Source organism: Devosia sp. (assembly GCF_028290645.1).
GTDB lineage: Bacteria > Pseudomonadota > Alphaproteobacteria > Rhizobiales > Devosiaceae > Devosia_A.
Window position 1 is genome coordinate 1 of record NZ_JAQGJL010000018.1, and the last position, 19,994, is coordinate 19,994.

General features: G+C 63.6%; 20 protein-coding genes. 5 read left to right on the forward strand and 15 right to left on the reverse strand.

Annotation, left to right across the window (positions count from 1 at the left end; all coding sequences use genetic code 11):
• The 6 genes from JWQ89_RS01080 to JWQ89_RS01105 form a co-directional block, all read right to left on the reverse strand.
• A partial coding sequence (locus JWQ89_RS01080) for a PAS domain S-box protein (RefSeq protein ID WP_299637666.1) occupies positions 1–1,320 on the reverse strand: 1,320 nt, incomplete at its 3' end.
• Between the two features lie 285 nt (positions 1,321–1,605).
• Positions 1,606–2,871 (reverse strand): MFS transporter, encoded by a 1,266-nt coding sequence (locus JWQ89_RS01085; RefSeq protein ID WP_299637668.1) that lies wholly within the window; start codon positions 2,869–2,871, stop codon positions 1,606–1,608.
• Positions 2,872–2,953: 82 nt separating this feature from the next.
• Entirely contained in the window at positions 2,954–4,294 is a 1,341-nt protein-coding gene (locus tag JWQ89_RS01090; protein ID WP_299637669.1) for a cytochrome c peroxidase, read from the reverse strand.
• Positions 4,294–4,752, reverse strand: a complete 459-nt coding sequence (locus JWQ89_RS01095) for a FixH family protein (RefSeq protein ID WP_299637671.1) — start codon at positions 4,750–4,752, stop codon at positions 4,294–4,296. The genes JWQ89_RS01090 and JWQ89_RS01095 overlap by 1 nt, the downstream gene beginning before the upstream one ends.
• Positions 4,753–4,834: 82 nt before the next feature.
• Entirely contained in the window at positions 4,835–5,617 is a 783-nt protein-coding gene (locus tag JWQ89_RS01100; protein ID WP_299637673.1) for an AraC family transcriptional regulator, read from the reverse strand.
• A gap of 42 nt (positions 5,618–5,659) precedes the next feature.
• A complete protein-coding gene (locus JWQ89_RS01105) occupies positions 5,660–5,902 on the reverse strand; it encodes a hypothetical protein (protein WP_299637675.1) in 243 nt (80 codons plus the stop codon).
• 468 nt (positions 5,903–6,370) lie between these two features.
• Here JWQ89_RS01105 and treZ point away from each other — a divergent pair, with 468 nt between their 5' ends.
• The 4 genes from treZ to JWQ89_RS01125 are packed head-to-tail and all read left to right on the forward strand — an operon-like array spanning position 6,371 to position 11,898.
• Entirely contained in the window at positions 6,371–8,158 is a 1,788-nt protein-coding gene (gene treZ, locus JWQ89_RS01110) for a malto-oligosyltrehalose trehalohydrolase (protein WP_299637677.1), read from the forward strand.
• Positions 8,155–10,851 (forward strand): malto-oligosyltrehalose synthase, encoded by a 2,697-nt coding sequence (gene treY, locus JWQ89_RS01115; RefSeq protein WP_299637678.1) that lies wholly within the window; start codon positions 8,155–8,157, stop codon positions 10,849–10,851. The genes treZ and treY overlap by 4 nt, the downstream gene beginning before the upstream one ends.
• A 43-nt stretch (positions 10,852–10,894) precedes the next feature.
• Positions 10,895–11,632, forward strand: coding sequence for a Crp/Fnr family transcriptional regulator (locus JWQ89_RS01120; RefSeq protein ID WP_299637680.1), 738 nt, complete (start codon positions 10,895–10,897; stop codon positions 11,630–11,632).
• 17 nt (positions 11,633–11,649) lie between these two features.
• Positions 11,650–11,898 (forward strand): hypothetical protein, encoded by a 249-nt coding sequence (locus tag JWQ89_RS01125; protein ID WP_299637681.1) that lies wholly within the window; start codon positions 11,650–11,652, stop codon positions 11,896–11,898.
• 156 nt (positions 11,899–12,054) lie between these two features.
• Here JWQ89_RS01125 and JWQ89_RS01130 read toward each other — a convergent pair whose 3' ends face one another.
• The 4 genes from JWQ89_RS01130 to JWQ89_RS01145 form a co-directional block, all read right to left on the reverse strand.
• A complete protein-coding gene (locus tag JWQ89_RS01130; protein ID WP_299637682.1) occupies positions 12,055–12,915 on the reverse strand; it encodes an SDR family oxidoreductase in 861 nt (286 codons plus the stop codon).
• Between the two features lie 71 nt (positions 12,916–12,986).
• Complete coding sequence (locus JWQ89_RS01135) at positions 12,987–13,166, reverse strand: DUF3606 domain-containing protein (protein WP_299637683.1); 180 nt, start codon at positions 13,164–13,166, stop codon at positions 12,987–12,989.
• A gap of 130 nt (positions 13,167–13,296) precedes the next feature.
• Positions 13,297–14,184, reverse strand: coding sequence for a DUF72 domain-containing protein (locus JWQ89_RS01140; RefSeq protein WP_299637684.1), 888 nt, complete (start codon positions 14,182–14,184; stop codon positions 13,297–13,299).
• A gap of 400 nt (positions 14,185–14,584) precedes the next feature.
• Positions 14,585–14,767: a hypothetical protein gene (locus tag JWQ89_RS01145; RefSeq protein ID WP_299637685.1), complete on the reverse strand. Its 183-nt coding sequence runs from the start codon at positions 14,765–14,767 to the stop codon at positions 14,585–14,587.
• 253 nt (positions 14,768–15,020) lie between these two features.
• On the opposite strand from JWQ89_RS01145, the gene JWQ89_RS01150 reads away from it, so the two are divergent.
• Positions 15,021–15,350 carry a hypothetical protein gene (locus tag JWQ89_RS01150; protein WP_299637687.1) on the forward strand — a complete coding sequence of 110 codons (330 nt, stop codon included), beginning with the start codon at positions 15,021–15,023 and terminating at the stop codon, positions 15,348–15,350.
• A gap of 65 nt (positions 15,351–15,415) precedes the next feature.
• Here JWQ89_RS01150 and JWQ89_RS01155 read toward each other — a convergent pair whose 3' ends face one another.
• The 5 genes from JWQ89_RS01155 to JWQ89_RS01175 all read right to left on the reverse strand — a co-directional run bounded on the left by JWQ89_RS01155 (position 15,416) and on the right by JWQ89_RS01175 (position 19,895).
• Positions 15,416–15,958 carry an ATP-dependent Clp protease proteolytic subunit gene (locus JWQ89_RS01155; protein ID WP_299637689.1) on the reverse strand — a complete coding sequence of 181 codons (543 nt, stop codon included), beginning with the start codon at positions 15,956–15,958 and terminating at the stop codon, positions 15,416–15,418.
• A gap of 14 nt (positions 15,959–15,972) precedes the next feature.
• Positions 15,973–16,701 carry an SDR family oxidoreductase gene (locus tag JWQ89_RS01160; protein ID WP_299637690.1) on the reverse strand — a complete coding sequence of 243 codons (729 nt, stop codon included), beginning with the start codon at positions 16,699–16,701 and terminating at the stop codon, positions 15,973–15,975.
• Positions 16,702–16,717: 16 nt separating this feature from the next.
• On the reverse strand, positions 16,718–17,971 hold the full coding sequence (locus JWQ89_RS01165; protein WP_299637692.1) for a sugar ABC transporter permease: 1,254 nt from the start codon (positions 17,969–17,971) through the stop codon (positions 16,718–16,720).
• Positions 17,958–18,773, reverse strand: coding sequence for an ATP-binding cassette domain-containing protein (locus tag JWQ89_RS01170; protein ID WP_299637693.1), 816 nt, complete (start codon positions 18,771–18,773; stop codon positions 17,958–17,960). The genes JWQ89_RS01165 and JWQ89_RS01170 overlap by 14 nt, the downstream gene beginning before the upstream one ends.
• Positions 18,774–18,848: 75 nt before the next feature.
• Entirely contained in the window at positions 18,849–19,895 is a 1,047-nt protein-coding gene (locus JWQ89_RS01175; RefSeq protein WP_299637695.1) for a sugar ABC transporter substrate-binding protein, read from the reverse strand.
• Positions 19,896–19,994 lie beyond the last annotated feature (99 nt).

The following is a 19,994-nucleotide window of genomic DNA, read 5'->3' on the forward strand; positions in this document are numbered from 1 at the left end:
CAGCGCCCGCAGCCGCTGGATGATCTCGCCGGCGCGCCGGCCGTCGCCGATCATCGCCTTGAGCGCCTCGCGCACCTCGTCAAGGTCGGGCTTTTCCCCGCCGAGCAGCCGCAGCGACACCTCGCCAATGGTGATGATGGCAGCGAGCGGCTGGTTCACCTCGTGGGCGATGGAAGCGGTGAGCTCGCCCAGCGTCGTCACCCGCGTGACATGCAGCAGCTCGGCCTGCGCCTTGGCCAGCTCGTCCTCGGCCAGCTTGGTGGCCGTCACGTCCGTTACTGCACCAACGAACTCTGTGCTGCCCGCTGCATTCAGCACTGGTCGCGCAACAACATGGAGGTATTTCACCGAGTCATCGGGAAACAGCAACTTGATCCTGACATCGAAACCCGTCAATTCGGCGGCTGAACGCTCGAGTGTGCGCTGCATGAGGGCCACGTCGTCGGGATGAACGCGCTCGAAGGCAACCGCCGCTGACGCCTTCACCGACTGGTCGTATTCGAACATGTGATAGACTTCCTCCGACCAATAATCTTCGCCGGTGGGATTCCAGCAGAAGCTGCCGGTATGGCTCAATCTCTGCGCTTCCTTCAGATAGGCCTCGCTGCGGGTCAGGGCTTCCTCGGCGTGCTTGCGCTCCGTGATATCGTTGTTGGTCTCGAGAATGGCTATCGGATTGCCGCTATCGTCCCGTTGCTGCGACCAGCGGCTTGCAACCACCAGCCGCCGCCCGTGGCGCGTCGTATGAATGAGTTCGCCCTCCCAGCGTCCGGTGCGAAGCAACTCGGCATTGATGGCTTCGAGCGGCTGCGGAAACACCGTCTGCATTAACTGGTGCGAGCTTGCGCCTAGGGCCTCTGCCTTGCTCCAGCCGTATGAACTCTCGGCGCCGCTGTTCCAGTAGGTGATGCGGTCCTTCATATCCCGCGTGAAAATCGTGTCGTGCGTGAGATCGAGGAGCCGGGCCCGGTCCTCCGCTACGGCAGTGGCACGCCGGTTCCTTACGGCTAGAAACGTCACGGCTCCGATTGCCTGGACGCTGATTAGGAGTCTAACGAGGGCGTCCCACTCGGGAGTTACCTCGTGTAGCAGCAGGTAACTGGTGATCGCGAGCACCGAGCAGCCAAGCGACACGAACACCACGCCGCGCGTTGACAGAAAACTGAAAGACAGCAGCACCACGACAACGTAGAGCGAGGCCACTCCGTCGGTCAGGGGCGTGGCAGTATCCACGACAAAGATCGCGGCCGCCGCGAGCACGGCGATTATCGGGACGGCATACGAGCGGGCGGATGTTGGCGTCGGCGTTTCCGCGACCATCTCACTAGCGCTCCCTTGAAGGTGAAGCAGTTATACTACCGGCTCGCCCCTGTGGCGAGCTACCAGGCCGGCCTGGGCTAGTCCTACCGACCGGCAGGCTTGCGGGGTAGATGAACGCCCTCTTCGCCGCAGCACCGACGTAGCTGGGGTCGCCATGGATCATGATCATGACCATAGCTCCCTCGGGCAGCAGTATCAGTTCGCTTGGATAACCACGCGATCAGCTCGCGAAACAAGGCGCCAACGCTCCGCTGCGGAGAGCCGCCAAGGCCGCCCCCACATGACTCAGTCTGGGACCGATGTTCGGGACGATCCGCCGCCTCGGACCAAGCCGCCGCTCCGCCCCAGGCGCAATCCGACCAGGGCCGCGACGGCGCATGCGAGGGCCCCGACGAGCAAGGCCACCCGGGGATTGTAGGCGTCGATAAAGCCGATGATCAAAGCACCGAAAGGTGTTGAGCCGACAAAGGCGGTAGACCACAGCCCGGTCACGCGCCCGCGATATTCGGGCCTCGACGCCAGCTGGATAGTGCTGTTGCCGGTCGTGATGAAGGTGATACTTGCCAGCCCGACGACGACCAGCAGCGCCACCGCAACGGGCAGAGTGGGCGCCAGCGCCGTCGCCAGCATGGCGATTGCATAAAGCGCTACGGCCCGCACCAGCCGCGGCATTCCCGTTTCCGGGCGCCACATGCAATAGAGTCCGCCAATTACCGATCCCAGGCCGAAGGCTCCGATCAGCCAGCTATAGGTGGCGTCCGCGCCGGCTAGCGATACGTGCGCGAAGAGGGGCAGGCTGACCTCGAACTCGTAGGTGAACGTGCCGATCAGGGCCATCATGGCAACCGGTCCGATGATCTCGGGTATCGTCAGGGCATAGCGAAAGCCCTGCAACAACTGGCCCTTGTCGCGCTGGACTGGAGGCACCGGATAGAGCGTGCGAACGTCCATTGTGGCGAGTGCGTAGAGCACCGCGATAAAGCTTGCCGCGTTGATGAGGAAGCACCAGGCGGTGCCGACCGTCGTGATGAGCACCGCCGCGACGAGCGGGCCGACCGCTCGGCCCACGTTGACGAAGGTGCTGTTGAGGGTCACGGCGTTGCGGATGAGTGGCTTGCCGACCATTTCGGGGATGAATGCCTGGCGCGCCGGATTATCGACAGCGGTGAGCACCCCGAAGCCCAATGCGATCAGAACGATTGACCAGAGGGTGACAGCGTGGACAAGGGCCAGCAGGCCAAAAGTCAGCGAAAGCAGCGCAAGGCAGGTCTCGGCGGCCATCAGTAGGTACCGCTTGTTGCCACGGTCTACTATGACCCCCGCATATGGCGTCAGCAGCAGCACCGGCAGGTAGCGCATGGCGGTGACGAACCCGACTGCGACAGCCGAATTGGTCAATTGCAGCACCAGCACCGCCTCCGCCACGGTCTCGGTCCAGGAGCCGACGAGGCTAACGGCCTGCCCGACGACAAAGCGACGGAAATTGGGGATAGCGAAAGCCGCAAAGGTAGTCGCTATCGTGCCGGTTTCGAGGGGCTTCGTTGTTGCCATCCGGGCCTCCCGGCGTAATCTGCGGGCGGCTCTGGTTGTACAACGTGGAGCTGCACCCCCGCATTGCTATCCGGCAGTTCCATCAGTCCGCAAATCCAGCGGCCCGGCGAAAAGACGGCACTGAGAGACCGGTGGCGATCTCGGTGATGGAGCGGAGCTCGAGCGCCAGGTGAGAACGGTCCGGTCGATCATGGCTCGTCTCCATCCTTGGCGTCTCGCTGAGGGTCCTGAGAAAGGCCTCAAGAGCTGCGAGCTCCGCCTCACTCATCGCCATTGGCCTGAGTTCGCTGTGACCGCCGGGCGCGGCCGGTGCTGCATTGTAGTGGCGGAGCACGGCAGCCAGAGTGGCGATCTGCCCGGAGTGCATATACGGCGCGCGCTCGGCGACCCCGCGGAGCGAAGGGGGCTTATAGGCACGTATCAGGTCCTCCCCTTCGCGGTCCATGTAACGCAGCTCCGCGCAACCGGCCGGGCCGGCATCGCTATAGGCGCCGAGGCAGTTGAACGGATCGGCGAGAACCTGCGCCGTCGCGACGATGCGTCCCCGGTCCTCGGGCAGCCCGGCCACCGCAGGAACGCCGGTATTGTGGAAATGTTGGTCGGTGAACAGTGGCCCGTTGTGGCACTTGGTGCACTCCCCCTTGCCGACAAACACCCGAAGGCCCTCGACTTCCACCGCCGTGAGCAGTCCGGCCGTGTCGCGGCCCGCCACCAGAGCGTCGGCATAGGCGTCGAAGCGCGTGGGGCGCGGCTCTATCGTCCGCTCGAACGCGGCGATCGCCTTCCCCACATTGGCGAAGACGCGGTTCACGTCATCGCGCTGCCGTTCGGCAAGCGAAGTCCACGCCGCTTTGGCGGCTTCGGTGCCAAGTGGGGTCGCATGCTCCGGCAGCGCCGTGATTTCGGGCAATGGACCGAACACCGCTTCATACTCGGTGGCATAGTTCGCGGCCATCAGGCGGGCGATTTGCATGCGATCGGCGCCGTGCTCCACGAGACTTTCGAGCGGCCCCAGGGCCTGTGCCCATTGGCTATCCCGCCGTCCGTCCCAGAACAGCCACGGGCTGTAGGCGGTACCGGCGATCGGCATGGTCCGCCGATTGGTCTGCCCCATGCCAGTCCCCAGCGGGGTGCCGTCCTGGAACTGTCGATCGGGCACATGGCAGGACGCACACGCGACCTTGCCATTACCGCTGAGCCGCGTGTCGAAGAACAGTGCCCGCCCCAGCGCCGCCGCTGCCGGATCGTCGCCGACGGCGTTCGATGGATCGGGTGGGAGCTTCGGCAGCGTCGACAGCGACAGCGAGGCGATGAGCTTGGCTTCCGCAGGACTCCACGCGGGCTTTCCAGGGTCGAACCAGGACCAACCCGCCACAGCAGCGGCAAGCACACCGGCTGCGACGAACAGTGGCAGGCGCATCATCACCCTCCCAAGTTGAGGTTGAAGGTGGCGCTGTCGGTGCCGGCAGCGCTCGAGACCTTGAGCGTGATCGTCCACCAGCCGGGCATGTTGAACTTCATCCCCTCAACCCTGTAGCGCCCACCCCCGAGTTCCTCGGTGACCTGCGGTTCGGTCGGGAGGCCATGGCCATGCTGTGGCATGCCGCCGACAATCCAGAGGTCCGCGTGCTCGAGCGGCTTGCCGTCAGGGGTAGTGACCGCGACGGTCCACGCCTGGATCGTCCCCACTGGAATTGGGGAGACGCCCGGCTCGAGCGTGCCGACATAGAGCCCGTTCTCGGTCGCGCGGGTCAGCGACAGATCAAGGTCGGCCGGCGGGGGTTGCATCATTGCGGCGAAGCCGATCCCGCCAACCCCGATCAGGGCGACAGGCAGCAACCATAGCAGGCGGAGCGGCGACTTGGACTTTGACTTGGGCATGACGGCCTCCTTCGTGAACGATGGAGGGGAGATAAACAGTCGTGCCGTGCCGGGATTGAACGTAGGGGCTAGCCTGCGGTCTTCAGGCGGATTGCCGAAGCTCGAGGTCCACCACGCGGGCCGAAGTGGGCGCCAGACCGAACATGCGACGGCAGGTTCGGGAGAGGTGCGCGGAGTCGGCGAAGTTGGCAGCGTGTGCCGCCTCGGTCCATGAGCCACCGGAAAAGCCGATCGACAGGGCTCGGTTCAGCCGCTCCCAGAGCACAAACGCCCGGAGGGAAACCCCAGTCTCGGCAACAAACAGGTGCCGGAACCGCCCGGGCGAGAGGCCGACCCGGCGCGCCAACACAGGGAGCAGGACTGGCTCGTCGATATGCGCCCGTATCTCGGCAATCGCGCTGAGGATCCGGGGATCGACGGTGGCCGGTTGAACCGGCACTCCTGCCGCAGCGGCCATCGTTCCCTGAGCGAGATCGCGCAACCGGTCGTCACTTGCACCGCCGAAATAAGCGGCCGCAATCGGTGCCGCGAGTGGCGCGACGGTGGTCGCATCGAGCAGATTTAGCCCCGGCCGGGCGCACTTGGCCAGCAGTCCCCGGCCTACCGCCGACTCCGGCTCGAACAGAATGTTGGCCACAACCCGGCCGGGAGCGCGGAAAGCATGCGGGGCATCGGGCGTAATCACTGCGCCATGGCACTGGATCCAGTCGCCGTCCGGCTCGGTTTGGAACTGCGCCATCCCATCCAGCGGCAGGGACAACTGCACGGCGTGATGCGAGTGACGCTGGGTGACGCCGGTGATCAGCGCGAGCCACAGGCTCCCGCCGTCCCAAAACACGACCCTCCCGAACCCCGCGATGTCCATGCTGCATAGTAGGATACGTTGGGTGTCCGGAAAATGGGCTCCCTAGCGCTTGAACGGGCGATCCTTGAAGTTCAGTGAAAGCTTGGCCACGGCCGTGCCACTCTGGTCTCGAATCCAGATGTAGAGATCTCTTCTGCCGCCGTCATGGGGGATCACTTCCCGCCCCATCTCGGCAATCGTAAGCGCCGCGCCCTCACGGGCGGCCTGCTCATTGGGGAACTCCGTCCCGTCGGCGTCGAGGTGCATGTTCTCGCCGTCGTCAATGTCGAAGAAATAGCGCGGCATCTGGCTAAGCTCCGAAAGTATCAACCGAAAACCCGGGCATGGCTCCCTCGTTCCCTCTCGCGCGGTAACGAATTGCCAAAAGTCGCTGGGCGACCGGCTGCTCGAAGCCGGTGCGCCTGTTCTCAAATCCGTGGCCGAGAGTGCCATCGGCGGGAAAGACGGCGGCAGGTTCGCCGGCGCCGCGATCGATGGACTCGCGGACTCGCTCAGCACCGACCGAATTCCTGTTTGGAGTGCGGTCGGGGGTTCCGGCGGCAGGAGGGATCAATCGGCCGCAGGGCATAACCTATGTAAGCGCGGACTTGCTACAGGAGGCCGACAATCAGGGCAGAAACGGTAGGCTTTTTCTGACGGGCGCTCCTCTGGACGCCCGTCTGTTCATGCCACCAAGACCCCTGGACTGGACAAACAATGAACAATTACAGCGGCCCGCTAACGGCGGTTCAAACCCTGCAACGCGCTCAAGACATGAAGTTCGGCACGGACATGACGCGGGAAGCCGTTCGCTTCCGGCTCTGGGCGCCGGATTGCGACGGAGTTGGCCTCCATCTCGTTGATGCCGACGAGCGCATCCTTCCCATGCTGCGGCTGCCGCGCGGCTGGTTCGAACTCGAAGTGCCCGGCATCCAGGCGAGCCAGCGCTACAGCTTCGTGTTGCCGGATGGGACCAGGGTGCCCGACCCGGCATCACGCTTCCAGCCGGACGATGTCGACGGGCCCAGCGAGGTCATCGATCCGAGGTCGTACGACTGGCAGGACGCGGGGTGGCGGGGGCGGCCATGGGAAGAAGCCATCATCTACGAAATGCATGTGGGGACGTTCTCGCCGCAGGGCACATTTCTGGGTGCCATCGAGAAGCTCGACCATCTGGTGGATTTGGGCGTCACAGTGATTGAGCTGATGCCCATTGCCGACTTCAAGGGGCGCTGGAACTGGGGCTATGACGGTGTCCTGCATTTCGCGCCGGACTCCACCTATGGGCGGCCGGAGAACCTCAAGGCGCTCATCGATGCGGCGCACGAGCGCTCGCTGATGGTCATCCTCGATGTCGTCTACAATCACTTTGGTCCGGACGGCAACTACATGGGCCTCTACGCGCCGCTGGTCACCGACAAGCATGAAACGCCGTGGGGTGAGGCGGTCAACTACGATGACGAAGGGGCCGCAATGATCCGCGACTTCGTCCTCGCCAACGCCAGGTTCTGGCTCAACGAATACCATTTCGACGGACTGCGCCTCGACGCGGTGCAGGAGATCCACGACGCCGGTCCAAAGCACCTGCTGCAGGAACTTGCCGAGCAGGTGAGGGCGTCGACGGACGGACGCCATGTCCACCTCGCTGCGGAGAATTCCGACAATCAGGCCGGCTGGCTGACGCGGCGCATGGACTTCACCCCCGGCCTTTACACGGCCAACTGGAGTGACGACGTACACCATTGCCTCCACTGCGCGGCGACGGGTGAGAGCCATTGGTACTACGCCGACTTCTATGGGCGCCTGGACCTGCTCGGCCGGGCGCTTGCGGAGGGCTATGGCTACCAGGGCGAGCACATGGCCAACGAAGACCGTTGCAAGGGCGAGCCCAGCGCCAACCTGCCGCCGACCGCGTTCGTCACCTTCATCCAGAACCACGACCAGATCGGCAACCGCCCGTTCGGCGATCGCCTCGCCTCGCTTGCCCCTCCCGAGGCGCTGCGATCGCTGGCCGCGATCAACCTCTTGTCGCCCCACGCGCCGCTGGTCTTCATGGGTGAGGAGTGGGGGAGCACGCGCCCATTCCTCTACTTCTCGGACATCGCCGACCTCGCCGACGCCATCAGAGAGGCCCGCGAGAAGGAGTTCGCGGATTCGCCCGATGCCGGGGACGGACGCGAACTGCCCGATCCGATGTCGGAGAAAACCTTCGAGGCCTCGCGCCTTGATTGGGAAGAGAAGCTGGATGCCGGCCGGGCTGATATCCTGGGGCTTTATCGCAAGCTGATCGCCCTGCGAAACAAGGAGATCGTCCCGCGCCTCGACGGGATCGGCGGCAATTCGGGGAGCTACGAACTGCTCGGAGAGCAGGGACTGCGGGTGTCCTGGATCATGGGTGACCGGTCCGTCCTGACTCTGGTTGCGAACCTTTCGCCGGAACCCCTGGACGACATCGACGTGTGGGCGCAGCGCCATTTGTGGCTCGAAGGCTTTGCCAGCGGCAACTCCCTCGATGCCTGGAGCGTAGTGTGGAGTCTGGACGAGCAGGACTGCGCACAGTGAACGAACAAACGAGGCCCATCCCGCGGGCAACCTATCGGCTGCAGCTCAACAAGGATTTCACGTTCAATGATGTGGCGGGGCTTGCTTCTTACCTCGGCGCGCTGGGGGTGAGCCACGCCTATCTGTCGCCGATCCTCAAGGCGCGGCCCGGCAGCACGCATGGCTACGACACAGTCGACCACACCATGCTGAACCCCGAACTGGGGACGCTTGCCGAGTTCCGGCAGATGGCCCGGGCCCTCAAGGCGGAAGGGCTCTCGGTCATCCTCGATATCGTGCCCAATCACATGGGCATCGGCGGCGACCAGAACCCGCTATGGCTCGACGTGCTCGAGTGGGGCGAACGAAGCCGGTATGCGGAGTGGTTCGACATCAACTGGTCGCCGCGCGAGCGCTCGCTCGCTGGAAAGGTGCTGGTGCCGCTCCTCTCGACGAGTTTCGGGCAAGCCCTGTCCGAGGGCGGGTTCGAGCTCAAGTTCGATGCGGACAAAGGCAGCTTCGACGTCTGGGCGGAAAGCAGCCACCGCCTGCCAGTCTCACCCATCAGCTTCGGGAGAATCCTGGGCCGCGCCGGCGGTGCACTCGCGCACCTGGGGGATGAATTTGCGGCGCTCTGCGACGAGGCGCCCCGCCGGGCGCTCGAGCTGAAGCGCAAGCTGGCGGAACTGGTTCGGGATTGTCCTGCAGCAAGAGCCGACCTCGATCGGGCCGTTGCTCATTTCGGCAAAGCTGGCGGCAATGCTGATCTCAGGAAGCTCATCGTCCGGCAGCATTGGCGGCCGGCGCACTCTTCGGTTGCGGCCGACGACATCAACTATCGCCGCTTCTTCATTGTCTCCGACCTGGTCGGCATCAGGGTGGAACGGGACGAAGTCTTCGATCACGTGCACAAGCTGACCTTCGATCTTATCGACGAGGGCCTGGTGGATGGACTGCGGGTGGATCACATCGACGGTCTCTACGATCCAAAGGCGTACTGCCTGAAGCTTCGCCAGCGCGCCCCAAGGCCGATCTACCTGATCGTCGAGAAAATCCTCGCACCCCACGAGACACTGCGGGCCGACTGGAACGTCGATGGCACCACGGGCTACGAGTTCGCGGCGGCCGCCACCCGCCTGCTGGTCGATGCGGCAGGCGAAAACGATCTCGATGAAATCTATCGGACATTCACCGGCGCGACGGCATCGCCGGAGACGGTGGAGCGGGAGGCCAAGCTCGCCATCATCGACTACGAAATGCCGGCCGAACTGGACAGCCTCTGCGACCGGCTCCACGCTCTCGCGAGCGCCGATCCGGCCACCGTGGACATTACCCGGAACGGCATTCGCAACGGCCTGCGGCGGCTAGTCGCGAACATGCCGGTCTACCGCACCTATGTCGATGGTGGTGAGCTCGGCGAGTCCGACCGGCGCAATATCGGCGTAGCCATGGCGATGGCCAGACGGAGCGTTCCGGCACTCCAACCTCAGGTGTTCGACTTCCTCGAGGCAGTGATGACGGGGGAGGCGCTCTGCAACCGGCCCGATATGCGTGGAGCGGTGAGGGACGCTGCGATGCGCATCCAGCAATATACCGGGCCGGTGATGGCCAAGGGGCTCGAGGACACCGCGCTCTATCGTTTCAACCGGCTGATCGCGGTGAGCGATGTGGGGTCGAAGCCGGGCCGTCTCAGCCAGGGGGTGCCGTCGTTTCATGAGTTCAACACGGCCCGGCAGGCGGCTTTGCCGGCAGGCATGCTTGGTACCTCGAGCCATGACAGCAAGCGCGGCGAGGACGTGCGGGCGCGGGTTGCCGCGATTTCCGGTCTTGCAGAAGCGTGGGGCAGCAAGGTCGCCGAATGGCGGGCCAGCCTGGGGCAGGGTGGGGCCCCTGAAATCGAGCCCAACCACCTCTACTATTTCTTCCAGACCCTGCTCGGTGCCTGGCCGGTCGAGTTCGACGGTGAACGTTCCCTGGGCAAAGGCGCCCTGGAGCCGTTTCGCGAACGCCTCACCGCGGCAATGCTGAAGTCGGTGAAGGAATCCCGGGTCAGGACCAGCTGGACGATCCCGGAGGAGGGGTACGAGCGGCAGGTCGAGCAACTGATCGGGGTTGCGCTTTCACCGACCTCGCCGTTTCTGGCTTCGTTTCGCGAATTCGAGAGCCGTGCCGGACTGGCCGGCGCCAAGAACGGCATTGTTGAGGCGGTGCTGAAGCTCACTGTTCCCGGCGTGTCCGACATCTACCAGGGCGCGGAGCTCTGGGAGCAAAGCATGGTGGACCCGGACAATCGCCGCCCGGTCGACTATGCGCGGCGGCAGGCGCTGCTGCGCGAGACCGAGACGTTGCCCGACCTCAGTACGCTGCTGCCGCGCTGGCGGGATGGGGCGATCAAGATCGGCATTCTGTCGCGACTGCTGCAGCTGCGACGTGCCGCGCCGGACCTGTTCCTGTGGGGGAGCTACGAGGTGCTGCCCATGGAGGGGCCCGATGACAGGCGTACGATCGGCTTCATGCGCCAGCATGGCGAGGAAGCAATGATCGTCCTGTGCGGACTGGGCTCGTGGCTGGGCGCGCACGACGCCTACGTGACGATCCCCAAGGAGAGGCGATGGCGCGATGCACTGCGATCTCGCGATGTTGCGGGAGGACGAACGCCGATGGCCGAGCTCTTTGGAGAGCTCCCCGCCGCCGTGCTCGTCGCAACTCTATGAAGCCGGTGACGTTCACGCAGGTCACCGAGCATGGAGACGACGTGTGAACGCCAACGTACCGCCGACCGCCGCTTTGGTGGCGAAGCTTACTGCCCGCGATGACCTGTCGGCGGAGGAGATCGCGGTTCTGCAAGGAATGATGTCGGAACCCAGGATTGTGCAGGGCGGACATGACATCGTGCGCGATGGCGACCGGCCGGGTCACAGTACCCTGCTGATCGACGGCTTTGCCTGCCGCTACACGACGCTCAAGGATGGTGGCCGGCAGATCACGGCGCTGCATGTCGCAGGCGATTTCGTCGACCTGCACAGCTTCATGCTCAAGGAGATGGACCACGGGGTGGGGGCGCTGACCCTCTGTCGCATCGCGACGGTGGACCACGGCCGGTTGCTGGAGATCACACATACGCACCCGCATCTCACGCGCATGTTCTGGTTGCTGACCCTGATCGACGGGTCGATGCATCGCGAATGGCTGGTAGGGATGGGACGACGACCTGCGCTCGGTAACGCGGCGCATTTCATCTGCGAAATCTACACGCGGCTAAGTGTCGTCGGAATGGCGGCGGACAACGCCTTCGTCCTGCCGCTCACCCAGGTCGAACTCGGTGACGTCCTCGGTCTCTCATCGGTGCACGTCAACCGGGTGTTGCAGGAACTGCGGTCGGGCGAACTCATCACCTGGACGGGTCAGAACGTGGTCATTCTCGACTGGGACGCTCTGGCAGACCTCGCTGAGTTCGACCCCCGCTATCTCCATGTGGTCAAGGAACCGCGATGACTATGGAAACGCGCCGCATGGAAGTACTCGTCGATGGTGGAAGCAGGCAGGGCCTTCTGGTGCTCGAGGACGGCAAGCTCGCCGCGGTCTTCGTGCTCATCGACGCCGCCGAGACCGGCAAGCCGACGGTGAGCGGAGGGTGGTACCTGGAAGCCGGATTCGGTCCGTGCGGCCAGCTCATTTCAGCACAACCGGACGTGTTTCCCGTTGAGGATGACGCACTGCGGTGGACGGAGCAGCGCCTGAACAGGGCAGGGAAGCATTGATGAGGATGGCGCAGACATCAGAGTCCGTGCTTCCGATTGAACCAGCCGCTGGCCGTCTTATCCTGCTTCGCGCGGGGGTGCACATGTAACTGCACGCCAATCGGTTCGTTGGTAAGGTCTGCCGCGCCGCGCGTCCGGGCCGCATCTTTCCTCGGCCTAGAGCATCGCGCGGCCGCCAGTCACGGGAATGATGGCGCCTGTCATATAGCTGCCCTCGCCGGAGGCGAGCAGGACAAAGGCTCCAGCGAGCTCGGCGGGCTGCCCGACACGACCTAGCGCGGTATTCTTGCCGAAATCCCGGACCTTGTCCGGCGGCAGGGTAGAGGGAATCAGCGGGGTCCATATGGGTCCCGGTGCAACCGCGTTGACGCGGATGCCTTTGCTGCCAAGCATTTCAGCCAGGCCAACCGTGAAATTGGAGATCGCGCCCTTGGTTGTGGCGTAGGCCAGAAGGTTCCCGGAGGGATCCTTGGACTGAATCGAGGTAGTGTTGATGATACTGCCGCCACTTTGCAGATGTGGGACTGCGGCCTTTGCCAGATAAAAGGGCGCGTAGATATTGGTCCGCAATGTCACGTCCCACTCGCCGGAGGCAATCTCTTCGATCGAGTCGTAGCTGCGCTGAAATGCGGCGTTATTTACGAGGATGTCGATGCGCCCCAACTCATCCACGGTCCGCTGAACCAATCGCTGGCAATGAGCCTCGTCGGTAATATCACCCGCCATGGTGACCACCCGACGGCCGGCTTCACGCGCGACGGTAGCGGTGTCCTGTGCATCGTCGTGCTCGTCCAGGTACGAGATCAACAGGTCAGCTCCTTCCCGAGCAAAGGCGATAGCCACAGCCCGGCCGATACCGGAGTCGCCTCCTGTGATAAGGGCGACCTTGCCCTCCAGCTTTCCGCTGCCCCGATATGACGCTTCGCCATGGTCGGGGACCGGCTGCATAAGGTAGGTGTGGCCGGGAGGGTCTTGCTGCTGCGCCTGGATCGGCGGTGTGCCGCTCTCGTTGGACATTTCTGAGCTCCTGGTGCCAGTTGGGCGGTGCGCTTCTGATGGCGGACGAGGGATACCGGGGATGAGCGGCGCTACTTCCGCAATTTCTCCTCAACCTTGCTGCGGTCGTTGCCGGCCGCCTTTACTGCGGCCTTCACCTCGTCCTTTGATGCACCGGTCTTGTCGGCTTCATAGCGGACCTCGTGATCCTGCTTCCCCGCGACCTTGGCGCGGTCCTGGCTGCGGCCTAGAGTGGTTCCAGAATTGGCCATTTTGCGCCTCCATCTTGTTGCGTTGCGACCCTCAACGCTGCGTTGGCAATTGAGTTCAACCTGCAATTCGAGGGTCCCGCAATGGCAATGGAGCTAAGTGAAGGCCTCGTCGTGGCTGGGCCGGCCCCCTTCAACCCGCTGCGCCCCCGCAGAGAATTTCGGACAGCATCGTGGCGTTCTTGATCGCGTAGCCATTGAAGTCATTGTTGAAGTAGATCCACACGCGCTTGGCATGCGCATCGCGAATCCGGCTGGCCCAGTCAGTCAATTCACGGTGGCTGTAATCATGTCGGTACCACCTCTCAACGCCATGGAACCGGATGTAGATATCATCGGCTGTCTTGATCACCGGGTCTGGCAATCGGGGTCCGCTGCAGGAACAGAAAATGGCCCCTGCCTCCTTGAACGCAGCGTAGACGTCGTCATTCCACCAGCTCGGGTGGCGAAACTCGACCACGTTGCGACGGCAAGGATCCAACTGCTCAAGGATCCCGTGCAAACGGGTGGGCGAGTAGTGGTAGCTGGGCGGCAGCTGAAACAGGAAACAGCCCATCTGCGACCCCAGCAGGTCAGCAATGTACCCGAAGTCCCGGACCAAGGTGGCGGTGTCCTCGAACTTCTTGATGTGGGTGATCAGTTCCGACACCTTGACGGTGTAGACCATCTTCCGCCCTTCGGACTGTTTGAGCCATGACTGAACGGTTCCCAGTGTCGGCCATGAATAAAACGGCGCGTTGAGTTCGACCGTGCTGAAATGGTCTGCATAGTGGGAAAACCAGTCCTTCGTCGGCATTTGCGACGGATAAAAGCTGCCTTTCAGGTGCCAATAAAACCACCCTGAGCATCCTATGTTGAGCGAACCCGGTCCAGAGTCGTCCGGGACAATGCCGGCCTGTTCGGCAAGCAACCGCGCATGGTGCATCTTGCTTGCCCGCAAGACGGTGATCTCGCGCTGCTTCACACGCGCGGCGGCCCTCTTGGCGCGGCGTTCGTCGGGGGTCAGCGTGGTGCTAGCCATCGACTTGAACAAGGCAGCTTAAGCGGAACGGGGGCAAGTATCCGGCGATCCGGACCGGCGAGCAGGGGTTTGAGAATGACGCCGCCAGCGAACGACCGGGCCAGCGCGGCAGCACCGATCCACAGCGGCCAATCCTCGCGAACACGATGAGTGATGCCCTCGGCATCTCGCGCCGTGACCCCGTCGTACCACCGCCACAAAAAGTAAGCAGCGACGCCGAGCACGGCGAGGGACAGGAGACTGAATATAGAGCGAAGGATGAGAATAGGCGGCATGGAACTCCTCGTACGGAGTACTCTCCGCAAGCAGAAGAGGTTGGCGGGCGACCGCGCCTCTTGTCTATCGATACGCCAACCCGGGTAGCGAAGCTCCCGAGGTTGGCGCAGGACGCTGGGCTACGTCACTTGTCGTTCTTGTGACTCTGCCGACCAGCCGCGGCATGCTGTTCGGGTGTCCCCCCGCGTGTCGACGAGGCAGACTTGCTGTCGTCGCCCTTGCGGCCCTGACTGCTGGTGTGTGCGCTCTGCTTGCCGCCAGAAGACTGGGACTTGCCCTGCGAACTGGATTTCTGCTGATTGGCCATTTGGGTGGTTCTCCTTTAGTGCCGTGCTTGAATTCTTAGTGCCGGCTCGAGGAGTCAACTTGGCTAGATAGGGACCGTTCCCAAGGAACCGCGAAATTTGGTGGGAGGCAGACCTGGCGCGAGCCGAAAGACCTTTGAATCGCGTGAAGGCGGCGCAACAAGCCGGGTTTCGCTGGACGAGGAACCACCCCGCCATAAGCAAGTTTCCTAACTGGCTGGAGCGTCAGGCCTCATCACTCCGGAGGAGAAAATAATGCCGAACCAGAACAATCAGAACGACCCCAATCGCCAGTCCCAGCAGAACGATCCGAACCGCCAGGGTGGAGCTGGACAGCGGCAGGGGGATCAGGGCGGACAGCAGAGCGATCAGCAGAACCGCCAGAACCAGGACGACAAGGACCCCAACCGTCAGGGTGGGCCTGGTCAGCAGCAGGGTGGTCAGGGCGGCCGGCAATCCGGCCAGTCCGAGCAGGGTCGCCAGGAGGGCGGCCAAGGCCGGACCGGGCAGCCTGATGACAATCAGGATGACATGGGCGGGGACGTGAACAACCCCGACCGCAACAGCACGAACAATCAGCGCTGAACCCCACAAGAGAGGGCCGGCCTGTTGGCCGGCCCTTGCTGGAGAACCGAATGTCCAGGCTACGCCTAGATCTGCACGATCTGCTGCCCCTTTGGGAGCGCAAACTCCCTCACCCCCTGCACCAGCCCGAACTCGACAGCTTGGCGCGGCGAGATATGGATCTCGCTATGTCGTCGAGCCACGAGGACGTCCTCAGGAATCCTGCTCCGCTGACGCAGGATGTTGTCAGTGCGATCATCATCCGCCAATGCCGCGTCGAGCGTTGACTGCAGGCGGCGGGCCGTCATTTCGGCCCCGCCCATTGTCGTCGGGTGAATCATGAACATTGCGTGGGCCGAGCAGTAGCGCTCAGCGGCCGCCAGGAACACCGACACCGCGATCGAACTGACACTGCCCGTGTTGTAGATCACGAGGTGCAGTGGAAGAGCCCGTATGTGGTTGAACAGGTAGATGCCGTCTGCGACGTACCCCCCGTTCGACGAAAACGACAGATGCACCTGCTCGACCCCGGAATTCGCCGCGGAGTTTAGCGCACCGGCAATCCGACTTACCCCCGCAGGTTCGATCATTCCCGTGAAGCCGAAATAGCTTGCGCTCTGCGAATCCACCTGTACCTCCGCTCCTATAGGTCGACCGTCGTCGGAAGGATGACTAGGTCGCGCACGGTCACGCCGTTTGGACGCGTCACCATGAAAAGAACCGCCTCGGCGACGTCGCGTGGTTGTATCAGGCTTCCGTTTGCCAGCGCCTCTTCCATTTTCTCCTTCGGCCAGTCGTCGAGCAGAGCCGTAGCCACCGGCCCGGGCGCGACGGCGCCCACACGGACATTGTCGGCAGCCACCTGCCGCCGAAGCGTGTGCACGAACGCCTGCACCGCGAATTTGGAGGCAGTGTAGATAGGCTCCCACACAACCGGGACGAGACCGGCAATGGAACTCGTGACGATCACGTCGCCCGATCTCTGTGCCACCAGATGCGGCAGCACCGAGCGGATCGCGCGGAACGTAGCGTTGATGTTGAGGTTGAGGACGCGCTCCCATTCGTCGGGGTTCCCCGACACGACCGGCCCACCAAAATACGCTCCCGCATTGGCGTGGAAGATATCGATACCTCCAGCCAGCCCAACGATCCGTTCCCCCAGGCCATCTACGTCAGAGTGGTTGAGCAGGTCGACTTCGAGGGCAAACGCATCTTGCCCCAGTTCTCGCGTCAATCCCGCAAGCCGTTCCGCAGCCCGGTCGATCAGCACAACCCTCGCACCCGCGGCGAGCAGAGTGCGAGCGCATTCAAGGCCAATGCCCGAGGCCGCGCCCGTTACCGCGGCAACCTTACCGCGCAGTTGTTGTGTCATTTCTTGCTCCTTGAGATCAGCCGCGACCGTGCGACACTCGGCTCCGGCGGGCCAACGAGTCGACGATGACCGCGATGGCGAGAACCGCACCGGTGATCATGTAGCGTAGGGAGGAGCTGAGGTTGAGAAGCGTGAGCCCGTTCGATATAGCCTGGATCACGATGATGCCGAGCACTGCCGACCAGGCGCTGCCCCGCCCGCCGAAAAGGCTCGTCCCGCCGATTACTGCCGCGGCGATGGCGTTGAGATTGACATCGCCCGTACCGGCTTGCTGGCTCGATGAGGCAAGGCGCGACGCAGCCAGGATACCGCCCGCAGCGGCGAGCGTCGAACACAGCACGAATGCCGACAGGTAGATGCGCTTGACGTTGATGCCCGCCCGCCTCGCTGCCTCGCGGTTGCCGCCCACGGCAAACATCGACCGACCCCATTTGGTGCGGGTGAGGCCGTAGTTGAGGACGACCGCCAGCACGACAAAGAGCGCAAACATCCAGGGCAGGCCCCGGCCAAGGTTGAGATACCAGCCGGCGAACACCAGGGCTGCGGTGAGGATCACCGCCTTCGTCACCACGAGGCGGACGGCGATCGGCGAGAGTCCTTCGGCGATACGCTGGCGATTGGTGCTGAGGCCGCCGAGGACAAGAGCGACGCCAGGCACAACTGCCAGCGCATAGGTAAGCCAGTCCGGCATGATCAGAATCTGGCCAAATCGGACCAACTCGGATTGGTACGGGAGGTTGATCGATCCGGTTGAGCCCAACAGGTAGAGCTGCATACCCAACAGCGCCAACAGGCCCGAGAGCGTGGCCACGAAGCTGGGCATGCCCAGTCGCGTAAAGAGGAAGGCGTAAACCACGCCCACCAGCGCGCCCGCGCCCAGCGCGATGAAAATGGCGAGCACTATGGGCACGCCGGAGTTGACCCAGAGTACGCCGACGATGGCCGAGGCGAGCCCGCTCATCGAGCCGACCGAGAGATCGATTTCGCCGAGCATCAGGACGCAAACGATGCCCAACGAGATGACTCCGACAGTCGCGCAGTCAAAGAGCAGGTTGACCAGGTTGTTGGGCGCCAGGAATACGGGATTGAGCGCGGTGAAGACCAACGAGATAACGACCAGTCCCACCGCCACGGGAAGCATGCCCAAGTCGCCTGATCGCACCCGGTCGAGAAAGGCGCGGAGGGCGCCAGCGAAGCTTTGGTCGTCCCGCAGGCGGTTGTCGGATCTGTCCAGCGGCGCGGCGGTTGTGTTTCGATCAGCGTTGGTCATGAGGCCGCTCCTGCCCGTCGCGCTCGGCCCGCGACTTCTGCCGGCGGGTCACCGAGTTCTCCGCTGCACCAGTAATCGCCGCGACCAGATCCTCGTGGCTGGTGTCAGCGGTGAACACCCCATTGTTGCGGCCCAGCCGCAGCACGACGATGCGGTCGGCCACCGCCCTCACCTCATCCATGTTGTGGCTGATGACGATCACGCCCAAACCCCGGTCGCGCACTCGCTCAATGAGGTTCAGCACTTCGGCAGTCTGCGCCACGCCAAGGGCAGCGGTCGGCTCATCGAGCATGATGATCTTGGGGTCGAGCAGCAACGAGCGGGCGATGGCGACGGTCTGGCGTTGGCCGCCTGACAGAGACGCGATGGGCAGGCGCACCGAGGGTATGCGCGCTGCCAACTCGCTCAGCAGCGCCCAGGCCCGCACCTCCATCTTGACCTCGTCCAGCCGCCAGGCCGATAGCTCGTGGCCAAGAAACAGATTGGCGACGACGTCCAGGTTCTCGCAGAGGGCAAGATCCTGGAACACAGTGGCTATGCCCATGCCGAGCGCAGCACTGGGGCTCGCCAATGTAACCTGCTGACCCAGATACTCGATTGTCCCTGTCGTCGGCTGGTGGACGCCGGCGAGGATATTGACGAGCGTTGACTTACCCGCGCCATTGTCTCCGACGAGGGCGACTACTTCGCCCGCGTAGACGTCGAGTTCGATCTCTGTCAACGCCGACACCGCGCCGAAGCTCTTGGAGATCTCGCGCAGGCGCAGAATGGGTTCGGCTGAAGCCGGGTTCGTATGGGGCATCGCTGGGATTCCTCCCATCCAGAGTCTCGATGGGCTTGTTGCCCCACCTGGCAAGGCCAGGCGGGGCAGTTCATCTTACTGGATACCAAGCGCCGCGCACGCCTCGGCATACTCGGCAGTGCACACTTCTGCGGCGGTTTGGATACCGCCGTCGAAGATGATCTCCTTGATGTTCTTCTTGGTCACCACGGCAGGCACGAAAAGCTGCGAGGGTGTGTCGTAAAGCGTGTGCGTTGCTTCAGGCACTTCGCCCGCGAGCAGGCCCACGGCGACCTCGGCGGCGGCACGTGCCACGATCTCGGACGGCTTCGAAATCGTATTGTATTGATCGCCGGCAATGATGAGCTGTAGCGCCGCGATGGTGGCATCGTTTCCGGTGACCGGAGGTAACGGATCGACGCCGGCAGCCTTCAGAGCTGCGATGGCGCCACCGCCCGTGCCGTCATTTGCCGCAACAATCCCGACGATCTGGTCGCCGAAACGCGTGATCTGGCCTGCCACCCATTCCTGAGCAGCCGGAGGCGCCCAATCCGGCGTATCGAATTCGGCCAGGGTCGTATAGCCCGATGCGTCGAGGGCTCGGTCGATGCCGTCCCGAATAAGGCCGGCCGCGGCGTCGGTCGGCGAGCCGTTGACCTGCAGCACGCCCGAGCCGGCCGCGACCCCCTCGGCCTTCAGATGGTCCACCAGCGACTGCGCGATGGCATAGCCGATGCCTTCATTGTCGAAGGAGACGTAGAAGTCGGCCCTCTGCGCTGGAATGGGACGATCATAGGCGATGACCTTGACGTCCTGCGAATGAGCGATCTCGACCAGGGCAGCGGCCGCCGAGGAGTCGACCGGGTCGAGCACGATGATCGTGGCACCCTGGGCGATCACCGAGTTGAACTGCTGCTGCTGTAGAGCCGCGTCGGCATTGGCGTTCTGGTAAACCAGGGTGCAATCGGAGCAGAGTTCTTTCATGGCTGCCTGGAAGCCGGGCCAGTCATGTTGCTCATAGCGGGTGGATGCCTGGTCAGGCATCAGGAATGCGACAGTCGATGCCGCCTGCGCGACGGACAGACTGGCGAAGGTGAGCAGAAGGGCTGCCGGTACGGAAGCCCTGAGGGTTTGGTAGCGCATGCTTTCTCCTCCTTGGTGGTGGCGTGCGGTCTCGTCGCATCCCCCCGACGAGCCGGGGTCGACAGTCCGGTGAAAAGCCTCCTCCATTTCGGCACAGTG